20 protein-coding genes are annotated in these 21,763 nt (G+C 58.7%); 17 read left to right on the forward strand and 3 right to left on the reverse strand.

What is annotated here, in order from left to right; genetic code table 11:
- The first annotated feature begins 292 nt into the window (after positions 1-292).
- The 3 genes from DRW39_RS21360 (at position 293) to DRW39_RS22410 (ending at position 1,616) form a co-directional block, all read left to right on the forward strand.
- The gene (locus DRW39_RS21360) at positions 293-826 is read left to right on the forward strand and encodes an Hcp family type VI secretion system effector (protein ID WP_116109194.1); all 534 of its coding nucleotides are present in this window, start codon (positions 293-295) and stop codon (positions 824-826) included.
- Positions 827-894: 68 nt separating this feature from the next.
- On the forward strand, positions 895-1,317 hold the full coding sequence (locus DRW39_RS21365; protein WP_157976290.1) for a T9SS type A sorting domain-containing protein: 423 nt from the start codon (positions 895-897) through the stop codon (positions 1,315-1,317).
- A 149-nt stretch (positions 1,318-1,466) separates the two neighbouring features.
- Positions 1,467-1,616 (forward strand): hypothetical protein, encoded by a 150-nt coding sequence (locus DRW39_RS22410; RefSeq protein WP_157976291.1) that lies wholly within the window; start codon positions 1,467-1,469, stop codon positions 1,614-1,616.
- A 142-nt stretch (positions 1,617-1,758) separates the two neighbouring features.
- On the opposite strand, the gene DRW39_RS21370 is transcribed toward DRW39_RS22410, so the two are convergent.
- Positions 1,759-2,418, reverse strand: a complete 660-nt coding sequence (locus DRW39_RS21370; RefSeq protein ID WP_157976292.1) for a hypothetical protein — start codon at positions 2,416-2,418, stop codon at positions 1,759-1,761.
- 397 nt (positions 2,419-2,815) lie between these two features.
- On the opposite strand from DRW39_RS21370, the gene DRW39_RS21375 reads away from it, so the two are divergent.
- The 7 genes from DRW39_RS21375 to DRW39_RS21405 all read left to right on the forward strand — a co-directional run bounded on the left by DRW39_RS21375 (position 2,816) and on the right by DRW39_RS21405 (position 11,518).
- Positions 2,816-3,454, forward strand: coding sequence for a CPBP family intramembrane glutamic endopeptidase (locus DRW39_RS21375; RefSeq protein ID WP_116109200.1), 639 nt, complete (start codon positions 2,816-2,818; stop codon positions 3,452-3,454).
- A gap of 125 nt (positions 3,455-3,579) precedes the next feature.
- Entirely contained in the window at positions 3,580-4,278 is a 699-nt protein-coding gene (locus DRW39_RS21380) for a hypothetical protein (protein ID WP_157976293.1), read from the forward strand.
- 428 nt (positions 4,279-4,706) lie between these two features.
- Entirely contained in the window at positions 4,707-5,900 is a 1,194-nt protein-coding gene (locus DRW39_RS21385; protein ID WP_157976294.1) for a thioredoxin family protein, read from the forward strand.
- Positions 5,901-6,152: 252 nt separating this feature from the next.
- Positions 6,153-7,283, forward strand: a complete 1,131-nt coding sequence (locus tag DRW39_RS21390) for an alkaline phosphatase (protein ID WP_116109204.1) — start codon at positions 6,153-6,155, stop codon at positions 7,281-7,283.
- Positions 7,284-7,286: 3 nt separating this feature from the next.
- On the forward strand, positions 7,287-7,739 hold the full coding sequence (locus tag DRW39_RS21395; protein WP_116109206.1) for a hypothetical protein: 453 nt from the start codon (positions 7,287-7,289) through the stop codon (positions 7,737-7,739).
- 71 nt (positions 7,740-7,810) lie between these two features.
- Positions 7,811-8,455, forward strand: coding sequence for a class I SAM-dependent methyltransferase (locus DRW39_RS21400; protein ID WP_116109207.1), 645 nt, complete (start codon positions 7,811-7,813; stop codon positions 8,453-8,455).
- Positions 8,456-8,743: 288 nt separating this feature from the next.
- A complete protein-coding gene (locus DRW39_RS21405; protein WP_116109209.1) occupies positions 8,744-11,518 on the forward strand; it encodes a TonB-dependent receptor in 2,775 nt (924 codons plus the stop codon).
- Between the two features lie 161 nt (positions 11,519-11,679).
- Here DRW39_RS21405 and DRW39_RS21410 read toward each other — a convergent pair whose 3' ends face one another.
- A complete protein-coding gene (locus DRW39_RS21410) occupies positions 11,680-12,324 on the reverse strand; it encodes a hypothetical protein (RefSeq protein ID WP_116109211.1) in 645 nt (214 codons plus the stop codon).
- Between the two features lie 227 nt (positions 12,325-12,551).
- Between DRW39_RS21410 and DRW39_RS21415 the strand changes: the two genes are divergently transcribed.
- From DRW39_RS21415 to DRW39_RS21435, 5 genes are read left to right on the forward strand one after another with little or no spacing between them, the layout of a single operon-like run.
- Positions 12,552-13,796 carry an efflux RND transporter periplasmic adaptor subunit gene (locus DRW39_RS21415; protein WP_157976295.1) on the forward strand — a complete coding sequence of 415 codons (1,245 nt, stop codon included), beginning with the start codon at positions 12,552-12,554 and terminating at the stop codon, positions 13,794-13,796.
- Positions 13,796-14,527 (forward strand): ABC transporter ATP-binding protein, encoded by a 732-nt coding sequence (locus DRW39_RS21420; protein ID WP_116109215.1) that lies wholly within the window; start codon positions 13,796-13,798, stop codon positions 14,525-14,527. Before DRW39_RS21415 ends, DRW39_RS21420 begins: the two co-directional genes overlap by 1 nt.
- Positions 14,527-14,880 carry a PadR family transcriptional regulator gene (locus DRW39_RS21425; RefSeq protein WP_116109216.1) on the forward strand — a complete coding sequence of 118 codons (354 nt, stop codon included), beginning with the start codon at positions 14,527-14,529 and terminating at the stop codon, positions 14,878-14,880. The genes DRW39_RS21420 and DRW39_RS21425 overlap by 1 nt, the downstream gene beginning before the upstream one ends.
- The gene (locus DRW39_RS21430) at positions 14,880-15,338 is read left to right on the forward strand and encodes a toxin-antitoxin system YwqK family antitoxin (protein ID WP_116109218.1); all 459 of its coding nucleotides are present in this window, start codon (positions 14,880-14,882) and stop codon (positions 15,336-15,338) included. Before DRW39_RS21425 ends, DRW39_RS21430 begins: the two co-directional genes overlap by 1 nt.
- An 18-nt stretch (positions 15,339-15,356) precedes the next feature.
- Positions 15,357-18,020: an FtsX-like permease family protein gene (locus DRW39_RS21435; RefSeq protein ID WP_116109219.1), complete on the forward strand. Its 2,664-nt coding sequence runs from the start codon at positions 15,357-15,359 to the stop codon at positions 18,018-18,020.
- 834 nt (positions 18,021-18,854) lie between these two features.
- Here the strand turns inward: DRW39_RS21435 and DRW39_RS21440 are convergent.
- A complete protein-coding gene (locus tag DRW39_RS21440) occupies positions 18,855-19,385 on the reverse strand; it encodes a hypothetical protein (RefSeq protein WP_116109221.1) in 531 nt (176 codons plus the stop codon).
- A gap of 686 nt (positions 19,386-20,071) precedes the next feature.
- Here DRW39_RS21440 and DRW39_RS21445 point away from each other — a divergent pair.
- Together DRW39_RS21445 and DRW39_RS21450 are read left to right on the forward strand one after the other, a co-directional pair.
- The gene (locus tag DRW39_RS21445) at positions 20,072-20,875 is read left to right on the forward strand and encodes a ParA family protein (RefSeq protein ID WP_116109222.1); all 804 of its coding nucleotides are present in this window, start codon (positions 20,072-20,074) and stop codon (positions 20,873-20,875) included.
- 10 nt (positions 20,876-20,885) lie between these two features.
- Positions 20,886-21,308 (forward strand): hypothetical protein, encoded by a 423-nt coding sequence (locus DRW39_RS21450; protein ID WP_116109224.1) that lies wholly within the window; start codon positions 20,886-20,888, stop codon positions 21,306-21,308.
- Positions 21,309-21,763 lie beyond the last annotated feature (455 nt).

Consider the following 21,763-nt stretch of genomic DNA (forward strand, 5'->3'; position numbering starts at 1 on the left):
CCTCTACCTGCGCTCCGCCGCAAAAAATCGTTCTGAACCCTCAAGCAGCTTCCGCTTCCGCGAGGGGTTACATTTGCCAGGCTACGACCGCCGGCCAGCTCTCAAAGCGTATGGATATTGCTGGGCAATAAAAATGATGTCGAGGCCGGGGAGGGCGGCGGCCGCGACGATCGGCATTCCCCTCCACTCGCATAGTCTACGGGTGATGCGACCTACCTTCTGCCAAAAAAAATATGAACTACCGTGTAACGGAGAAATGCGGGCGCGGATATAGGGTAACAAACGCATTCCTATGATCCACGTTACCTCCTTTCGTTGGCTCCTTGGCCTGATGGCACTTGTCTTGCCCCTTTTCCTTACCGCGCAACTTAGTTATACACTAGATATTCCGGAAATCCCCGGTGAAGTACGGAGAGCCGGTTTCGAGGATCAAATTGAGATCACCAGTTTCTCCTACGGCATTTCCACGGAAGAGGAGACGGGGAGGACCAGCCCCACGGTCACGCAAGGCTGCTTCCTGTTGGGAAAAACCACCGACCGGGCGACGCCCTTGCTCTTCGAGGCGGTAACCAAACACACTAGATTCAATGAGATGACCCTCACCGCTTACCGGACCGATGCGAGATCATCCAGAATCGTGATTACCTACCAACTCACCAACGTGGTAGTAAAGAAATGGGAAACCGGCGCTGAAAACGGGGAGGGTATCCAGGAAGTCATCGGTTTGGTGCCCGCGGAAGTTGAAATCACGTATTACTACTACAACGACGATGGCTCCCTCTCGGGAGAGTATAGCTATAGCTACGACTTTTCTACCGGAGTATGAGAAAGCGTAATTGCACGGTCCTTTACCGCTTCGTTGTCGCCGGGTGGTTGGTTGTTGCTTGCAGCGGTTTGAGAGCACAGACCCCCACCTTTACCGGCCCCTCGGTGACCCCGATAACCCTCACTCCGGCCGGAGGTATAGCCGACGTAAGCGCCCCCCGCATTTCCGTGGCCGACGAACCGGCGGGTTGCGGGACAGCCGTCGGAGGAGTTGTTTCGGTGTACAACCCAGTCCGTACGGTGGGCCTGCGGGTGTACCCCAATCCGCTCGGGCGTTGGGCAAACGTGGAACTCCCGACGACCGATCGGGCCAGCGAGCTGCACCTGATCAATCAGTTGGGCCAACGCGTCCGGTCGGAAAGGTACCCGGCCGGGGTAAGTAATCCCGTCAATTTGCAGCTCCCCGATCTGCCGCCCGGCGTATATACGCTGCGGTGGCTGGTGAACGAGGAAGTGCGGGCTGCGGGGCGGGTGGTGAAGGTGGGTGGGTGACGACTCGCCTACTTTGACCGGCGGAAGGAAGGCCCACTAGCGGAAAAGGATAAAAGCTGGCGGCATGCGGTATCCCATGGGCCGACGTACCCATCGATGACGAAGGCCTTGAGTACGCCGTCTGTTCGGGCTAGGGATTGGTTGGCGTGGTGGGTCTGGCCCTCGGTGACGGGACGCACTATTACCCCGTAATCACCGACGTGGCCGTCCGCCCGGACCTGATCGGCAGCGGACTGGGCTCCCGCATCCTGGACCTGGTATACGAGCGGCACCCCTGCCCGCCGGGCGGCGGTACGTGACCTACGTGGCCTCCCGCAATCAGCTGGCGAAGCGCTTCTTTGAAAAGAACGGCTGGGATCGGACGGAAGCGCCCGGGCAGGAGGGTATGCTGGAGTACGCGCGGGTGGCACAAGTTATTTCCGTCCGCGCCCCGGCGCAATATCAGTTCACCCGCACGAACGTCATCGGGTACTCGTGCCGAAACTCCTCCGGGAAGGGCTCTCCGGAATTTCGATCGTTGCAGCCGATCAGGCGGAATACGCCACGAATCGTGTCCCGCCCCACGAACGCCCCCTCAAACGAATTCAGGCAAGCCCATGACCCGCTATAGCAGTATTCCTTAGTTGGTCCGAAGATATCGGTGATGTACAGGCTGTCCGCTCCCGTATCCCTTCCTTCGGGTCGAATAAGCATGGCCCCGGCGGATCCCGGCAGATACAGGTTGGGATTCCGGTTGTACCCATAGGTAGCCAAAGGACGGTTAGCCTCCTGTGCACCCCAGGTTACCGTAAAGGGGTCATCAAGAAAGGAAACCAGGGTGGTATCGCTGCACCCGAGAATTTGGTCGTAGGTCACGAAGGTGTTGCGGAATTGATTCTGTACGCAGAAGCCGGGAGCGAGTTGGCTCGCCTGATCCAGGCAGGCGCAGGTCCCGTCTTCACAGGTAGACTCGCCCGCGCAACCGCTGCCATCCGGCCCGCGACAGATAGGTTCAGGTTCGTAGACGTCATCGTCGTCGTAACAGCCGGATACCATTACCACGGCGGCCACGAGACTGAATATTATAAGAATGGAAGGGTGGAAAAGTGGACACTGCTGCATACGGGCTTCGGATGTATAGTCGGTGTAATACCCCAAATGTACCGGACGATCGCCGGGCTTCCTCCTACGGAAAGGTTAAGGTTGCCGCCAGCTTATAGCTTGTTTGGCGTCGAAGCGCGGCTGGGGAATCGTCGACCGACGGAAAAAATAATTGCCCGAATCGACGAAGCCGGCGGAGAGCGCAACGGAGGCGGGCCGCGATCCGATCAACGGTCACCGTGACCGGAAAAGAGGGTGTCGGTTTGCCGGATGGCCGGGCGGATTACCCACCATAAACCGCTATTATGTTCAACCCCGGTAATGCATACCGGCGGATAGCGAACCCACAGAAGGCAACTGAAAAGTGACTAACCGACTCTTCCCATTTTTATCCCGACCCTATATCGTGGTCTGTGTAATGGCCATCGCCCCGGTACTTTCCCTGGCGGACCGAAATTTCGGTTACTTCTTCGGCCTGGCCGTCGTCGGGCTGCTCCTGTGGGGGAGCCACTGGGATTGGTCGCGCTTCGGGTGGGAAAGGCCGGTGACCTGGCGGACGGCCGGTTACGCCCTGCTTATCGCCCTTGCTACCTTCCTGGTGGTCGATGTCTGCATCCAGCCCTTTTTGGAGATCTATTTCGGGCGTATTGATCTGCATTCGGTGGAGGATATTCGCGGCGACTTTACGAATTTCCTGATCCTCTACATCATCATGTGGGTATTCGCGGCCTGCGGGGAGGAGTTGCTCTTCAGCGGCTACTATATGAAACACCTCGCCGAATGGTTGGGCGATACGGACCGAGCCTGGTTAATGTCCGCTGCTGTTCTCTCCGTCTACTTCGGTATTTCCCATAATTACCAGGGGCCGGCGGGCGTGATCGCGGTGGGTCTGGCGAGTACGGCCTATTTTTTCGTTTTTGCCTACCACCGAAAGAACCTGGCGCTGGTGATTCTGGCCCATGGCTTCTACGACACCATAGGGCTCACCCTTATTTATCTCAACCGGGATGATATCTTCTACCGAACGGCAGCGGGGATACTGGACGAGGTGAGTTGACTGCACGGATGATTATAAATTTACTTTTGCGGCGGAGCGCAGGTAATACAGCTTGTCATAAGGAGGGTTGCCATAGTAAACCCCTCATCTTGACAATGCCCCGCCACCGCTTAATTTCCCGGATGATGAAACGATCAATAATTCTTATCGGAACACTCGCGGTGTTAGTCGGCTGCCGACCGGGCGAACCGACGCCGGCCGCGCAGAAAGCACCTGATAGCGTACCGCCCTCCGCTGCGATTGCCCCATTACCGGCATCACCATCGCCGCTCAACCAATTTGTCGACACCGAATACCGCTACGCGGACGCCGGCGGCCACACCGCCCTGATTCAGAATAGCCTGCCCAAGGGGGGAAGCTCCATTGAGCCCGGCGGACAAGTCGGGTATACCGATCCATCCGGCGTACACTACGGGGTGGGGGTGTTCTGGAGCCGGATCGTGAATACATCGGACCGCCCCCTCACGCTTGCGCTGGAATTTCCGGGGGATTCCATACCCCTTCCCACGGCACCCGACACCTACGTGCGCCTGACCCTTCCGGGCGATACGATGTCCGTCGATAAGCTCACCGATTTCAACTACGGGATCGAAGGCCTCCGGGAGCATCTGGATAACACCTTCGGCAAGCCGACGAAGCTGCAGCGCACCATCGCGCCCGGCGGCGAAGCCCTCTTCTACACGGCCATGCTCGTACACCGACCGCTCGACGGATCTATCCGCAACGGCATCCGGGTGGCGGCGGGGGGCGAACTGACCTACCAGGTTAAGCTGGGCACCTTACATACGGCAACGGTACCGGCTGGCAAAATCGCGATTCAGTGATTAGCGTGGGATCAACTTATCTTTTTAAACCGTGTCGGGTGCTTATTCCGCTAGTACAGTAATCCCTACGAACTCATATACCCCAATACTTCGACGGCAAGCAATTCCGGCACTGACCATCCGCCCCACCTTCGCGTGATTACCCGATGATCCATTTTATCGAGACTATCGGAAGTATTATAGGAATGGGAGTACGAGAGTAACCGCTCCTCCGTCAAGATCCATATTACCTGCGCTCCGCCGCAAATTGCATCTTGCGATTGCTCCGCCAACTACCGCCTATCGGTGGGGGAAGCCGCAGCTGCCCACGGGTGGGACAACGTATACCGGGCAGCTCCGTGACAAATACGACCGGGTAAAAGTCTATTATGTACCTCCGACCTATCTTACATCAGCTAAGATCCTCAGCCTGCCCTAACTACTCTCCGATGCGTTACCTGCTTATTCTTCCCCTACTGTTCGTATGCCTCTGCCTTACCGCCCAGGGTGACCGGAGCATCGCCTTTGCCGGCGGTTCCTGGGAGGAAGCGCTGCAGCAGGCCAAAGCAGCCGATAAACCCGTATTCCTTTTCGCCTATACGAAGTCCTGTCACTTCTGCCGCCAGATGGAGCGCGATGTATTTACGGACTCCACGGTAGCGGCTTACTACAATGACCACTTCCTCTCCTACCGGATCGACATCGAGGACGGCGCCGAGGGGGAAGCCCTTTCGGACCAGTATGGGATCAATGCCTTTCCCACCTACGTTTTCCTCAGTGCGGAAGGCGAAATGTTACACCAGAGCGCATCGGCCAAACCGGCGGCGGATTTCATCCAGGATGCTAAGGACGCCGGCGACCCGGACAGGGCCATATTCAGTCTGATGCGTCGTTACGACGGGGGGGACCGGTCGCCCGATCTCCTGTTCAACTACGCGACCGCGCTGATAGATTACAAACGAAGGGATAGCCCACAGGAAACGGTCGTAGGCGAATACCTGGCCACGCAGTCACCGGAGCAATTGACATCGGACGCAACCCTCCGGCTCCTGTTTGACACATACCTTCCCTTCGCCTCTCCCGCAACCCAGCACTTCCTCGAACACCACGAGGCCTACCTGCCCCTTTTCGGGCGGGAGGAGGTAGACCGCAAGCTTCGTTACACGATCCGAAATGCCGCCTCAACGGCCGGGCGGGACCAGGATGACGAGCAGCTCACGACCATCAAGGCGACGCTGGCTCAGCACTTTCCGGACGAGCCATCTATGACCGCGCTAACCGAGATCTACTACTACCAGGGAGCTGCAGACTGGCTGGCCTACGCCCGGGCTACGCTGCGGTACGCTTCCGCCGCGGGGAAGGTCGACGAAGCCCCGCTGATCGAAACCGCCAAATACCTCCGTCATTTTGCTGAAGAGCAGCAAGTCTTCGAACTGGGCGCCCAGCTAATGCGACAAATTACGGACAAAGAGCCCACCTACGAAAATCTCCTGCTGCTGGCGGAAATGCAGGACGGCGCCGAACAGCCCGGCGAAGCCCTCCAAACCGCGGAAGAAGCCCTGCGCGTAGCCGCCGATAGCGGCGAAGACGATGCCGCGGCGCGGGAGCTGATCGTCAAATTAGCATCGGACAGGAAGGGGTAAGTCGGCCCGGCCGGTAATTGCGGAAAAATGGGTTTTGATCAACCGGATCGGTAGCGGGGCTGCCCCGTGAGGGAGGTTCCTGTGTCATAATCTGCCAACCGGCTACACTAGAGCACCTGGTAAGCAGCGTTCCCTATATCGCTAACCTTCATTTGCCAGCGGACTTCATTCCAAGCCGTTCCGTATTCAGAACTTATGCTTTGAATAGGATGCGTGGCAAATCTTGGTCCACACTCACAAGCACTGCATACCATGGCCTCCCGCCTAACTTCCGTCCTCTGTCTATTGATTTGCCTCCTGGCGTCCCGCGGCTACGCACAGGATACCCTGGCGCCACCGGAACCGGTTAGCGTCATCCTACTCATCGGAAACGGGCTGGGAACGGCGCAGGTTTCCTCGGCCTTTTACTACGGCGAGGAGACATCGCACTTCGCCCGCTTCCAACGCATGGGCCTGGTCAACACGAGCAGCGCCAGCCACACGGTGACGGACCCCGCCGCGGCGGCCACGGCCATGGCAACCGGTGTGCAAACCTATAACCGGGCGATCGCTTACGGCCCGGATACGGTGCCGGTGCCCTCTATCCTGGAGCAGTTACGGTACGACGAAGGGTATAAAACCGGCCTCGTCAGCCTAACTTCGATCACCCACGCGTCGACCGCCAGCTTCTACGCCCACGCCCAGGACCGGGACCACCACGAAGACATTGCCTCCCAGCTGGCCACCTCCGGCGTGGACTTCTTCGCCGGTGGCGGACTTAATTATTTTACCCACCGTAAGGACGGGCGTAACCTGTACCGCGAATTGGAGGGAAAGGGCTATCATCTGGACACCATCGGCCTATCCCCGACGAACATCAACCGGAAGAACGGCTACCTGCTCGCTCCCGAGTCGCTGCCAACGAAGGCCGAGGGACGCCAGAACTTCCTTCCCGACGCCACCCGCGTGGGGCTGGACTACTTCAGCCGACAGGAATCGCCCTTCTTCTTCGTACTGGAGGGGCCGTACATCGACCGGGCGGGGCACGCCCAAAGCGATACCCTACTGATGCAGGAGATGGCGGACTTCGACGCAACGCTGGGTATCCTGCTCGACTACGTGGATGCACACCCCAATACCCTGCTGGTGGTGGCGGGCAACCACGAAACGGGTGGGCTCCGCATCGGCAAGCGCTACGAATCTACCTTGCTGGGGCCGAAGAGAGAAATTCCTACGGACGTCGCCCTGGAGTTCAGTACCCGGGAGCACAGCGCGGGGCTCGTCCCGATCTTCGCCCGCGGGCCCGGGGAAGAGCACTTTTCGGGGATTTACCCCAATAATGAGATCTACCATCGCCTACTGAAGGCACTGAATAGCGGGAAGGAGGAAACTGCCGCGCGGTAGAGGGTGCGCTATCTGGAAGAACATAAAGTGGAGGATGCCCGGAGCAACTTGCGGGCCTTCGCGTGGCTGAATTTTCTCCTGGCCTTTTGTCTTGTGGTGCCTGATATCGTGAATGTCACCTTCGATTACCACCTGGCCGTGCTCCTGCTCCAGGGTGGTTTGGTGCTGCTCTACCTCAGGTCACGACCATTGCAGACCCGGGTTATCACGACCGGCATCTTCCTCTTCGTGCTGCTGACCACCGTGCACGAGGCGGGATGGTGGGCGAGTCAATTGGACGGGGTCATACACGGGGGCGAAATCGGCGGAAAGGGCGCTCCGTTTGCTTTCGTCTTTCAGTCGCCGCCCTATCTCTATCCCGTGATCCGCATCGGCTCCCTGGGTCTTTTCGTGCCCATCCTGCGCACCTTCGGCCTGTCCCCATGGGACGATAATGCGCGCCTCGGAAACCAGTAGCCACCGAACCAAAGTAGCGTCTCCCCATTTCTGAGGATAGTAGCCGAAATTCGGCATGTTCAATCTGTGAGATGGCAAACGACTGGCTAAACCTTTGGAACACCCGATTTACCGAGCCCGGCTACGCCTACGGTAGCGAGCCGAACGTGTTCCTGGCGGAGCAACTGGAGCGGCTCACGCCCGGGACGATACTCTTCGGCGCGGAGGGCGAAGGCCGTAACGCCGTACACGCCGCCCGAGAGGGATGGACGGTATCCGCCTTCGACATCAGCGAGGCGGGGCGCAGCAAAGCGCTACAACTAGCAGCGGAGCAGGGCGTGAACGTCGATTACCGGGTGGGTCATTTGCCGGAACTGGGTTTCTTCGCCGGGCAATTTGACGCGGTGGCCCTCATCTACGCCCACTTCCCCCCGAGCGTCCGCACGAATTTCCATGCCCTATTGCACACTTACCTCAAACCCGGCGGCACCGTCATCTTCGAGGGCTTCGGAAAGGACCACCTGCCCTACCGCGAGCGCAACCCCGCCGTCGGAGGACCCTACGACGAGCGGCTACTTTTCTCCACGGACGACCTGCGCCGCGATTTCCCCCACTATACCATCGACCTGCTCGAGGAGCGTGAGGTCGAACTCAGCGAAGGGAAGTACCACAACGGACTGGGCTCCGTGGTCCGATTCGTGGGGCGAAAACCAAAAGGTGGCGGAACCGAGGGGTAGCACCGCAAATGGGCTTCAACCGTAAAACGAGGCAAGTCCGGAGCTTGTATCCAAGCGTTTAACAGGGCAGCATTTCTTAGGTGTTAATTTCGGGCGGGTTGGCTTAAAATAATTTTAAATTATATTTTATTTTTTGTCAATTTTACAAAACCCTATTCGCGGTAAGCGTCTTTAGGCACACATAGCATTCGACAAAATCCCTTTTCACCAAACACAACTCAACACACCTTCAGACTTTTCTAGCTACCCTCCCGCTACCAACCCATAACTCACTCACTACTTCCCTTTATGATTCGATTTCTCCTGGCCGCCCTGTGCGTGCTACCCCTATCCGTTGTGGCCCAAACCCTCAACGGCACCGTCACCAGTGACGGTGACCCCGTCATCGGAGCCAATATTCTCGTCAGCGGTACCAGCAGCGGTACGGTGACCGACCTGGACGGCACCTATTCCCTGACCATACCCACCGGTCCCCAGACCATCGAGGTGAGCTACATCGGCTACGCCACCTCCGTGATCGAGGTCGACCTGGCCCCGGGCGAAACCCAAACCGTGGACGTGGAACTGGCCGGCGGCCTGGATCTGGTCGACGTCGTCGTCACCGGCTCCCGCACCGCTCCGCGCACGGCGACCTCCACTCCCCTGCCGATCGACGTCATCAGTGCCGTAGACCTCGTGGCCACGGGGCAAAACAGTTTCGACAAGGCCCTCAACTACAAGATCCCTTCCTTCAACTCGGTCAATACGCCGGTGAACGATGCCACCTCCCTGCTGGACCCCTACGAGATCCGCAATATGGGGCCGAGTCGCACCCTCATTCTGATCAACGGCAAGCGGAAGAATACGAGCGCGCTCTTATATACCCAAACCTCCCCCGGCCGGGGAGAAACGGGGGCGGACATCTCCGCTATCCCGCAGTCGGCCATCGAACGGGTAGAAATCCTGCGCGACGGGGCTTCGGCCCAGTACGGCTCCGACGCCATCGCCGGGGTGATGAACATCATCCTGAAGGACAACATCGACGACGGGAGCATCATCTTCAACGCCGGCATCACCTCCGAGGGCGACGGCGAAACCTACGGCGTGGCCCTGAACAACGGTGCCTCCCTGGGCCGGGACGGCTTCGTCAACTACACCATCGACCTTTCCAAGCGCGAACTGGCCAACCGCCCCGGCACGGTAGACGCCGCCGGTGAAGCGGGCGACTTCGGGGCGGACATCGAGGATGTCCGGGACTTCCTGAGCCGCTACCCCGACGCCGGTAACGTGAACGGATCGCCGGAAACCACCGCCGCCAAGTTTTCCATCAACGCCGGATCCAACATCTCCGCCGACGCCGAGATCTACGGCAACGCCGCCTACGTCTACAAGAAGGTCAACAGTTTCGCTAACTACCGTACGCCCTACTGGCGGACGCTGGACGACTTCCCCTACCTGGCCGACTTCTTCCCCAACGGGCCCAACGGCGAATACATCGGTTACGTGCCCACCTTCGACGGCGACCTGAACGACTACAACGGCACCATCGGCCTGCGCGGCAGCAAGAACGGGTGGATCGCTGACGCCAGCTTCACCGTGGGCGGCAACCGGCAGACCTACATTGTCCGCAATACCCATAACCGCAACGAAGTACTCATCGAGAGCTACCTGGGCGACGACAACGACAACGGCATCCGCGAGATCGACGAGTTTAGCTACTCCCAGAAATACCGCGAGAACAGCCCCATCCTCTTTGACGTGGGCGGGACCCAGTTTAACCACTTCGTCGGCAACCTCGACGTCACCCGCCGGCTCTCCGATATGGTCGGCATCGCCTTCGGCAGTGAATTCCGCAGCGAAACCTTCACCGTCATCGAGGGTACCGAAGCCGCCTACGAGGCGGGGGGCCCCGACTCCTTCGCCGGTACCGACCCCCGCAACGCGGGTGCCTTCAACCGCTACAACTTCGGCGGTTACCTAGACTTCGCCTTCGACTTCACGGAAGACTTCCTCATCAACGCCACCGGCCGGATCGAGAACTACAGCGACTTCGGCAGCGCGGCCGTCTGGAAGGTCAGCAGCCGCTACAAATTCGCGGACGACAAGGTGACCCTGCGCGCCTCGGCCTCTACCGGTTTCCGGGCCCCGTCTCTCCACCAGATCTACACCCAGAAAGCCCAGTACAGCTTTGTACCCGGCCAGGGCATCCAGGTCGGCGGACTGGTCAATAACGTATCCCGCGAAGCGCGCCTGCTCGGCCTGCCATCCCTGCAGCCCGAGAAGTCGACCAACATCACCGTCGGCGTCGGTCTGCGGCCCAGCGACAACCTGCGCATCACGCTCGACTACTACAACATTGCGCTGAAGGACCGCATCATCCTCAGTACCGAGATCGGCGCCACCGACGCCGGTGATACCGCCCTGGACGACATCCTGACCGCCAACAACCTGTCTGACCTCAGCTTCTTCGTCAACGCCCTCGATACCCGTACCTCCGGCATCGACTTCGTTGCCAGCTACCGCGACCTGCCCATCGGCAACCGGTCCATCGACCTGAACTTCTCCGGGAACTACACCCTGCAGAACGAGCGCGAGGGAGAAGTCAAAAACCCCGCGCTGGTGGAAGCGGCCGGACAGACGGTCAGCAATCCTACCCAGGAAGCGCTGTTCTTTACCTCCCGCCCCGAGTACAAGGCCATCCTGGGTATCGACTTCCGGGCCAACAAACTCGGCATATCACTGAATAACACCCTCTTCGGGCCCACCACTTTCCGGCAGCAGGGCCTCGATTCGCGGCTCTACACCGAGTTCCAGCCGAAGATCGTCACTGATCTGGCCCTCACTTACCCGATCACGGGGAATTTGCTGGCCGCCCTCAATGCCAACAACATATTCAATGTCCTCCCGGAATGGGAATTCAAGGCGGATGCCGGCGCGGACGACCTCCTCAACGACGAGGCCTTCCTCATGAATCAGTCGAACCTCATCACCTTCAACCAGCGGTACTCGCAGATGACCTACGACGGCTTCCACTTTAGCCAGCTCGGCACCATTTTCAACCTCTCGCTGACCCTGCGGCTCTAGTCGCTAGCCGGCGACTTGGGATCTGCCCCGAAAACCGCGCTTCGCGGTTTTCGGGGTTTTTATTTGGCGGCGGAGCGCAGGTAGAAGACCGGTTCGCGCGGTCAGGCTGCTAACGAACGACCGGCCTCAGACAGGGGCGGCATTCCCATTCCTATTGGCACTTAATCGGGCAGGGAGTAGCCCAGGGTCAAGACGGCGAAGCGCCGTTGCTTATTGGTGAACTGGAAGCCCTGATCCAGGGCCGTGAAGAAAGTCTGACTGGTGTAGATCGGCCAGCCGAAGGCAATCTGGAGATATACGACGCGCCCACCGGTTCTGGCTCCGAGGGAGAGATGGGAGGTGTAGACGTTCTTCGACAGATCGCCGCGGAAGTTGGCACTATTCATCAACTCCACGAATAGCCCGCCCTGTTTTTTTATCAGGCCCTTGCCCTTCTTCCAGCCGTCGAAGAATAACCGGAGCGGAACGCCCAAGCCGAGCTGGTGAAGGGTCAGATCGGACCGCTCGGCGTTCGGTCCGCGTACGTCCAGGCGGGTGGTTTCCTTGAACAACCGCAGCCCGTACTCGAAGGAAAGCGGCTTACCCGCCGTAGAGTAATGCCGCCGCAGCGCGGACAGGCCAAAGCTAAGGTTGGAGGACGCATGATCGACTACGTAGCCGTTGTCGTATAGGTTGAGTCCCTGCTTATTCATCAGTATCGTTAGATCCGGCGCGATGGAAATGATGCTGTTGTGCTGCGCGACCAGGGGGCTACCGATCAGGACAAACAGGACGAAGAAGGCCGTTAGGCACTTTGAGGTATGCATCTTTCAGGGTCAGGTGAATAGGTAATGGGCGGAAAAGCCACGGAAGAAGGATGGGGTAGGTCTTTTACCAACGCAAGATTAGGTGATTTCTGTGGAGACCACCTTGGAAAATGGCCGAAAACGAACGGCTCCGCCAAAGTCCGCCCTTCCGGGGTAAAATATTTCGGCCTCCGGTAAACCAAAACTACCCTAATAGCATTAGGTATATACCTAACAGCATTAGGCACATGGACAGAACCATCCGGAAAAAGAAAAAGTGGCCGCTGCTACTTGGTATCGGCACCGTCGCGCTGCTGGCCGCGGGAGCGTACTACTTCCTCGGCACGCGTTACGCTTCCACGCTGCAGGTTCCGGCCGACCGACTGACGGTGAATGCCGTCACCAGCTCTCCCTTCACGGAATACATTTCGCTGACCGGGCGGCTGGAACCGACGGAAGTGTACTACCTCGACAGCCGGATCGGCGGCGTGGTGGACCGGCTGTTCGTCCAGCCGGGCGCGACCGTCGAGCGGGGAGATACCTTGCTGCGCATCGCTAATGCCGACCTGGAACTGGAGGTCCTGCAACGCGAAAGCGAACTGCTCGAACAGCTCAACGCCCAGCGGCAGACCGCGCTCCTGCTTAACCAGAACGACTTCACTCGCCGCGAACAGCTTGCGGAAACCGACTTCCTGCTCGCCCTGGAGAATAAACGCTACGACCGCGAGCGCAGCCTGGCCGCCGACAGCCTCCTCGCTCCGGCCGACTTCGAGCCCACCGCCGCCCGCTACGCCTATTACCAGGATCGTCGCCGGCTGCTCGATGCCGCCTACCGCGAAGACAGCATCAGCCGCCGGATCCAGCTGGCCCAGATCAACGCCAGCGAGCAACGACTTACCGACAATCTCCGTGCCGTACGCCGCATCCTCGACCGGCTTTACCTCGTGGCCCCACTCACCGGTCGCCTCAGCGATTTTACCGCCAAGGTGGGCCAGGCCATGGAAGTAGGGGATCGCCTGGGCCAGATCTACCGGCTGGATGACTTCACCGTCGAAGCGGAGGTGGATGAATTCTACCTTGGCAAGGTCGCCATCGACCAGCCTGGCACCATCGCGCTGCGGGACGGAGACGTGCCCGTGCGGGTATCCAGCATCCTACCGACGGTGGAGGATGGTCGCTTTCGCATCCTGGTGGATTTCAATGACCCGGAACGGATACCCGACGACTTGGTACGGGGCCAGTCGCTTCGCCTCAAACTCCGCTTCGGGGAACCCACCGAATCGACGCTCATCGCGGTCGGGGAGTTTTACGCCAGCACCGGCGGCAACTGGGTCTACGTCCTCGAGGGCGACCGGGCCCACCGCCGACCGATCCGGCTGGGTCGTCAGAATCCGCGGGAGTACGAGGTACTGGAAGGCCTGCGCCCCGGCGAGCGCGTCATTACTTCCGGCTACGAAGAATTTCAGGATTACCCCACCTTACAACTACGCTAATGTCCGCTTCCGAACCCGTCGTCGACCTCCGGCAGATCTACAAATACCACTACACCGACGAGGTGGAGACCACGGCTATCAACGGCCTGGACCTCCGCATCGACCCCGGCGAATTCGTAGCCATTATGGGCCCTTCCGGTAGCGGGAAGTCTACCCTGCTGAACCTGCTGGGCCTCATCGATGAGCCCTCGCGGGGCCAATACTTCTTTCGTGGACAGGAGGTGACGCAGATGAACCGGCGCCAGCGGGCCGACCTCCGCAAGCGCCACATGGCCTTCATTTTTCAGAGCTTCAACCTGATCGACGAGCTAACGGCCTTCGAAAACGTAGAACTTCCCCTGCGCTACCTGGGTGTCGGCCGGCGCGAGCGCACGGAACGCGTTGACATGGCACTGGCCGAGTTGGAAATGGCCCACCGTTCGGGCCACTACCCCTACCAGCTCTCCGGCGGCCAGCAACAGCGCATTGCGATTGCGCGCGCGATTGTCACCCGCCCCGATCTCATCCTCGCCGACGAGCCCACCGGCAACCTCGATTCGGTGAACAGCGAAAAGGTGATGGACAAGATCTCCGGCCTCCACGAGCAGGGCGCGACGATCGTCATGGTCACCCACTCGCCCGAAGACGCCGCCCGCGCCGGTCGCATCGTCGAGCTGTACGACGGGATGCCCGTCCTCTTCGAGCGCGACCACCTTTCACCGAACTCCCCCACCCCGCAAACTAATGCCTGATGGCTACCAAAGCACTCGTAGCGGCCTCCACGAAGCCGCTGATCCTCAGTATTCTTTCCCACCGTGAAAATTACGGCTACCAGATCATTAAGGAAGTCGAACGACTCTCCGACGGTGAACTGCAGTGGACGGACGCCATGCTCTATCCCGTACTCTCGCGCATGGAAAAGGAAGGGCTGGTCCGCTCCCAGTGGGTGAAGACCGAAGCCGGGCGCCGCCGGAAGTACTACCACATCACCGACGAAGGCACCCGCCAGCTCGCCGCGGAACGGGAGCAGTGGATGCGCGTCAACCAGGTTTTCCTCTCCCTCTGGGGACTAGGTGGTAAGGACCCCGAACTAAGCATCGCATAATGACCAGACTGCCCCTATTCTGCCTGCTAATTCTTGCCGTCTCCCTTTTACAAGCGCAAGATGTACCGTTTCCCGATACGACGGGACGGGCCTTCCAACCGATGTCGGCCACGATTCAACAGCCGGCCAACTATGGCATTCGCTACTTTCTCCGCGGCGCGGATACGTCTTTCACGGGTGTCCTGTACGGACGCTACGACAACGGAGAACTCTTAACCGTGCAGGAGTACGAGGACGGTCTCGGCAACGGAACCTGGATCAACTTTAACCCGGACGGCACGAAGTTCGAACAGGGCACCTACCGCAACAACCGCGTAGAAGGTCCGGTGGTCCGCTACTACGACGACGGCAGCGTCAAGGCCCGCGGGCAGTACCGCCACTGGAAGCAGCCCATCGAGGAATGGACCTTCTACGACCGGGAAGGAAATGTAGTCCATACCCAGGTATACACCCGCTAACGTAAGAAACCACGGACTATGCCCCACTCACCGAGGAAATTCGATTTTGAGCAGGCCTTGCTCGACTGGCGCACTTTACACCTGCGCTCCGCCGCCCTGGAACCCGAACAGCTGGATGAGCTGGAGAGTAGCCTGCACGATCGCTACGAGGAAAATCTCATCAGGGGGATGGCGCCGGAGGAGGCTTTTGCCGCCGCCCGCGACCGCGTAAGTCCGGACCCGGCGGCTACCGGCCGGGAATTCAGCAAACTGAACCGCCTGCTACCGGGCAATCTGCGCATTGCCGTCCGCATGCTGTACCGCCGCTGGGGCTACAACCTGATCAACTTCGCCTGCCTGGCCGCCGGCATCTTTACCGTGGCGCTGGCCGTACTCTATCTGAACTACGAGACCGGCTACGACCGCTTCGTGCCCGACGCCGACCGCAAGTACCGCGTAGGGCGGATTTACCGCTCACAGGGCTATAGCATAGTGGGCTTCCCCCGCTTCTTCGAGACCACCGGCGAGGAACAACTGCGGCAACTCGAGGGCATCCGGGGATTCCGTGGCGTACGCTCCGCCACCCAGTTCATGACCTACCCGGACCCAACGTACGTTACCGTCGAACGGCGGAAGCTCCCCGTTGCCGATGTGTTGGAAACGAATACCCCGGAAAGCTTCCTCGACTATTTCGGCTGGTCGTTCCTACAGGGAAATACGGAAAGCTTCGCCGGCCAACCGAATACGGCCCTGCTGACCGCCTCCCTGGCCGAGCGTTACTTTGGTGCCGACTGGCGCGGCGCGAGCGTCCTGGGTCGGGAGCTAACGATTGATACCATCATCTACAAGATTGCCGGCGTGCTCGAAGACGTGCCCGCGGATGCCCATTTCACCTTCAGCCTGGCCCTGCACCGCGACCGCATCGATTACTGGGGAAGCCGGCTCTACGTGGAGGTGGAGCCAACGGTCGACCCCGAGGCCCTGAGCCGCCGGTTGAATGCGGACATCGGTCGGATCGACCCTTCGCTGGCGGGCGACGAACTCTTCGGGGGGCTGGTCCTGCAATCTCTGCCATCACTCCACCTGGGATCGGACTTGCTGTACGAAATGAAGCCACCGGGTGACGTCCGCTATCTGTACATCATCGGAATTATCGCGCTGGTGGTGCTCCTGCTGACCATCAGCAACTACACCAACCTGGCCATGGCCATGAACGCGGGGCGGGGCCGGGAGATCGGCATGCGCAAGCTCTTCGGCGCGCGACGGGGCCAGGTGGCGGGTCAGTTCGTACTGGAGGCGGTGGTAATGAGCTTGCTTACCGTGCCGGTTGTCCTGCTGGCTTTGTGGTTGATCCTGCCCGTCTTTAACGCCCTTATGGACACGGCGATTGCCGAAAACGCCTGGTCGCGGCCGGACCTCTGGAGTGTCATCCTGGGAATTGGTGTAGGGGTTGGATTGTTGGCCAGCATCTATCCGGCGCTGGTACTGTCGGGCCGCCAGCCGCTGCAGCTACTACGGGGCAATACGGCCGGCCGGGGCGGGAGTAAACTGACCCTGCGGAAGGGGATCGTGGGACTTCAATTCGCCCTCCTGATCGGACTGTGCAGCGCCACGCTGATCGTGAACCGACAATTTCGCTTCCTGCAGGAAAAGAATCTCGGATACACCCGCGATGGCGTACTGTACGTCAATATGGACGGTGACAGCACCCGCTTTGCCACCTTCCAGCGGGAAGTAAGCCGGCTGCCCGGGGTGGAGGCGGTCGGGGCCGACGGCTATATGGGCGGGCAACCCTATAACCAGACCACTTATAATCTGGATGGCACTACCGAGGTCTACGACGATGCGTACCTGGTGGAAATGAGCACCGCATCGGCCGAACTACTCGGTTTGCAAACCTCGATTGCACTGGTTAGTGACGGTCCTGCCTCCCGTACGCTCATCAACGAAACGTTGGCCGAGCGGCTGGCGGCGCGCGAAAACCTGAAGCCCACGGAACTGATAGGAAGAATGCTAATCACGGAACCGGAATACAGCGACGAGGAGACCGGGCAAGTCGGGTTTCCGGTGACGATCGCGGGTACCTTCGCCGATATCAATATGTTTAGCCTGCGGAATCGGGTCGATCCCATGATCCTGACGCTGCGCCCGTCGCCCCGCTATGTGTACTGGGCCGCGGTGCGCTTCGAGGGGGCGGGGACGGCCGAGGTGCGGGAGTCGGTGCGCGGGGTATATGAATCGTTATTCCCGGATCGCACGTTTCGCGCCCGCCTGTTATCCGGCAACCTCCGCGAGCTCTATCGCGCGGAGGAGCGGATCTCGCGCCTGAGCATATTCTTTAGTCTGGTGGCCTTCGGAGTGGCGGCCATCGGCCTGGTAGCGCTGACGGCCTACCTGACTACGCTGAAAAGGCGGGAGATCGGGATCCGCAAGATTCTCGGTGCCTCTACCCTGTCGCTGCTGCGGCGGTTCAACGGGGAATACTTACCGCTGCTGGGTGTAGCCCTGGTAGTGGCAGCTCCCCTGACCTTCCTGGCCCTATCGGCCTGGCTGGCGGGCTTTGCCTACCGTACGACGGTGAGTCCGTGGCTCTTCCTGCTGGCCGGTCTGGTCACGTTGGTGATTACCGTAGTGGCGGTCAGTCTTACTACGCTGCGGGCCATCCGGAGCGTACCGGCGGAAGTATTGCGGGATAATGGGTAAAATCCCTGCTCGCAAGTCACTCATGCGGGTATCGCGGAGGCGGTTAAGAAAGCCTATGCCTGATTGCGATGACCCCCTATTTGGTGTGTCTGGAGGCTACGATTCTACGCTGACCAGAGCAGCCAGATCCGCATCTGTTTGCCGACCGAGAACGGATTGTTCGACTTGCTTAGCGGGATAGGGCTTTCTTAAGATGGGCCGAGGTTCTTCCACCGGTGAGTCATCATCTTCATAGCACCCGGGGACGAGCGCAATAAAGGAGATCAGGCAGTAGAATAGCAGGATCAACTGCCCCTTGTAGGGTTCAGATCGAGATTTCACGAGAGATAAGGTCTAATCCTAAAATGAGGCGTAGTTCGCCAGGGTTTCAAGCTACATTCAATATAAAGTTAAGATTTACGTCTTGAATTAAGCCAACTTTAGCCCCATAATTTGTCTGTTTTTCTTACATAATTTTACTTCACATGTGTAAACACCGGGGCCGGTATTGCCGTTTGGAAGTGCTTGAATCGGTAATAATTGATTAGCCGGAAAGCAATATCAGGTATCGCTCATTTATTGAGATTGCAATATCAGCTGAATACACATTTATATCATTTGATATATAATAAGTCTGATATTTATTTCCCGTTTGATTTTATGCAGACTGTAGAATAATTTGCAGTTGGAGTAAGCCATTGAGACGACGGGCATATTTGCTCGAAATGCTTGAATTGGTCGGGAAACAGGAAATCGACTTGGCCATACAGGTCTTGGAGCCCGGCATTATGAAACCTGATTCAGGCATTTCTCCAAGCGAGTTTCCCGTATGTTCCATTCCATTGGTAGCGATTCTCAGGCTCTCGTCAGGAAGTATTCGGCTATGCGCAGACCCACGAACAGGATAAAGGAAAGCGTACCGATAAGCAGTGCCCTTTTGCTGAATTTCAGCTCCGGCCCCTGCCATAAGGCCCGTATAGCGTTCACCACCTGCTCCCTCCGGAGGATCAAGATCAGCAGCACGGAAAACTGATAGACCAAAGCGGCCCGCAAGGCACCGCTATGCACCTCGTAAAAAATGTCTTGCAGAATGATATTGACCAGGACAACCGAAACCAGCAGGCATCCAAACAGCCGCAGACGCGGAATCAGCAAGAGGACACCACCGGTGATCTCGAGCGCCCCCAACACTAGGGCGAAAGCCGGCGAGTAGCCGTAAAAGGCCCACATCAATTGCATACCGGTCATCTCGGAAACCAGCACCTCCTTCGCCGATGCGCCCTCAAACTGTATCCACTTACCTGCACCGTACACCAGCATGCCGAAGGCGGCCAGGTAGGCAAAGGCATTTTCAATGATGAGTCTGCGCTCCGCGGGATTGATCATGGGATGAAATAGCTGATTGTAGCGATCAATGAGGACGGGGGAAGATCAAAAGCGTTGCCCGGCTATGATCCACGGATTTTATCCAGGAATTGCTCTTGTGCTGCGCACTGGGGCCGGGGTTGGAGCAAGTTGGGGCGAAGCAACATCCGTGGCGCATATATCTCACGAAAGTAAAGGGTAGCGGTTACTCTGGCGGTGTTGGGCTGTACCGGGAGTGGAATTTTTCGGCGTGTGCATTAGAGAGAAATAAGGGAAGTCAGCGGAGGTGAAACGGCCGGACCGAACAGACGGCTCCTCTGAGTGGGTGGGAGAACCCACCCGGCCGCCGCCGCACTGGCTCCCCCCGCTCCGCCATACCACCGCCCACGCCGGTGGCCTTTCCCACCGCGGCAGGAAAGCGGTCGGAGGAGGGGTTAACGGATTGTCCACCGGCATACCGAGCGGTACCGGATTCGATACGGGGGACGATCTATGTACGCTATCTGGATTTGCCGACGGAACTGGTGGATGCGAAAAAGTGTCGTGTGATCGATCTCCGGCGACGTACCGTAAACTTAGTGCATTTGTGAATAAGAAACAAAATATTTTTAATATACCTGTCTACAAAAATTTGTTTATCCTGCGCCCCGCCGCCCAAGTCCATTGAATAATATTCCCTACCTTCGCCGCAACACCAAGCACCTTGCATGGCAACTGTATTAAGCTTACTGAACCATAAAGGCGGGGTTGGGAAAACCACCAGCGCCATCAACATCGGAGCCGGACTTGTAGAACTAGGAAAACGGGTATTACTCGTTGACCTGGACCCACAGGCGAACCTCACGCTGAGCCTCGGCATCCCCCGGCAGTCGGTCACCATCTACGAGAGTATGATGGGCGAGTCCGATCTGGTCCCCTTCGAGGTCAAGCCCGGTTTTGACGTCGTCACCTCCAGCCTGGACCTGTCCAGCGCGGAAATGGAACTCGTCAACGAAGCCGGCCGGGAGTTCATCCTCCGGGAGCTTTTCGCCGCCGTGGATGAGGATTACGACTTCATCATCATCGATTGCCCCCCGAGCCTGGGTCTGCTCACGCTCAATGCCCTGACCAGCAGCCAGCAGGTCATCATTCCGCTGCAGACCGAATTCCTGGCCATGCAGGGGCTCGCCAAGATCAAGCAGGTGATCCAGAAGGTAAAACTTCGCCTCAACAAGGAACTGCACATCAGCGGCGTACTGGCCACGATGTACGACCAGCGTAAAGTGCTGAACCGCGACGTCGTCGAGACGATCAAAAAGTACTTCGGCCCGCTCGTCTTCGAAACTTATATCCGGAATAACGTTTCCTTAGCGGAAGCACCCTCGCAGGGACAGGATATCTTCACCTACAGCGGCTCCAGCAACGGCGCCAAGGACTACCTTAAGGTATGCAAGGAGATCATCGACAGGACGGATAATCCGATCCACACCCGGCCCCGCATGAAGGAGCAAACCGCAACGACCCCCCGCTAAGCAACCCGAGATGGCCAAGAAACGCTTTACCGACAATCTATCCGGACTCTTTGAGGACAACGACTACCTCATCGGCGACGACCCCATGGCCGTTTCGGAGGAAGTGGTGGACGTAGACGTTCCGGTCAAGACCAAGAAGGCCAAAAAGAAGATCACCAGCAAGAATTTCACGAAGAACCTCGACGTCTTCATCAGCGACGATAATCGCCGCAGCCGCAGCCGTCGCCGCAGTGGTCTCGACTACCTCATCCGCAGCACCGTCCAGGACGACCCCGACCGCGAGCCCGACGAACCCGCCAAGCCCGAAACCAAGCGCGTCACCCTCGTCTTCAACAAAGAACACCTCGTCACCCTCAAGGAAGAAGCCAAGGAACGCAAGATGTACCTCAAGGACGTCGTGCAGGAAATGGTAGCCAAGTACCTAGAAGGCTAGGTTGTAAGTCTGTAAGTTCTTTGGTCTTTTAAAGGGTTTGCGGCGGAGCGCAGGTAATTAAGCCATTCTAGTTCCCGCATAGCTCAATTATTCTCCCGCTCCTTCCACGAGGCAGCTATCCGCCAATTTATCCTTTGATCTCCCCTCCCCCTCGAGCGGAGCCGTGCGGCAGCCATTCCCCAATTCAGCTACTCACTAATCCACTCCTCCCCACGAGCGAAGCGAGCAGGGCACCACCCTTTACCCCTTAACTCCCTATCCCCCTTACCCCTTCCTCCAAAAGCCACGCGGCAGCCATTCCCTAATTCAGCTACGCACTAATCCACCCCTCCCCACGAGCGAAGCGAGCAGAGCCACCACCCTTTACCCCTTAACCCCCTATCCCCCTTACCCCTTCCTCCAAAAGCCACGCGGCAGCCATTCACCAATTCGCTGATTCACCCATTCACACCTTC

This window comes from Lewinella sp. IMCC34191, assembly GCF_003390935.1.
Taxonomy (GTDB): Bacteria; Bacteroidota; Bacteroidia; order Chitinophagales; family Saprospiraceae; genus Neolewinella.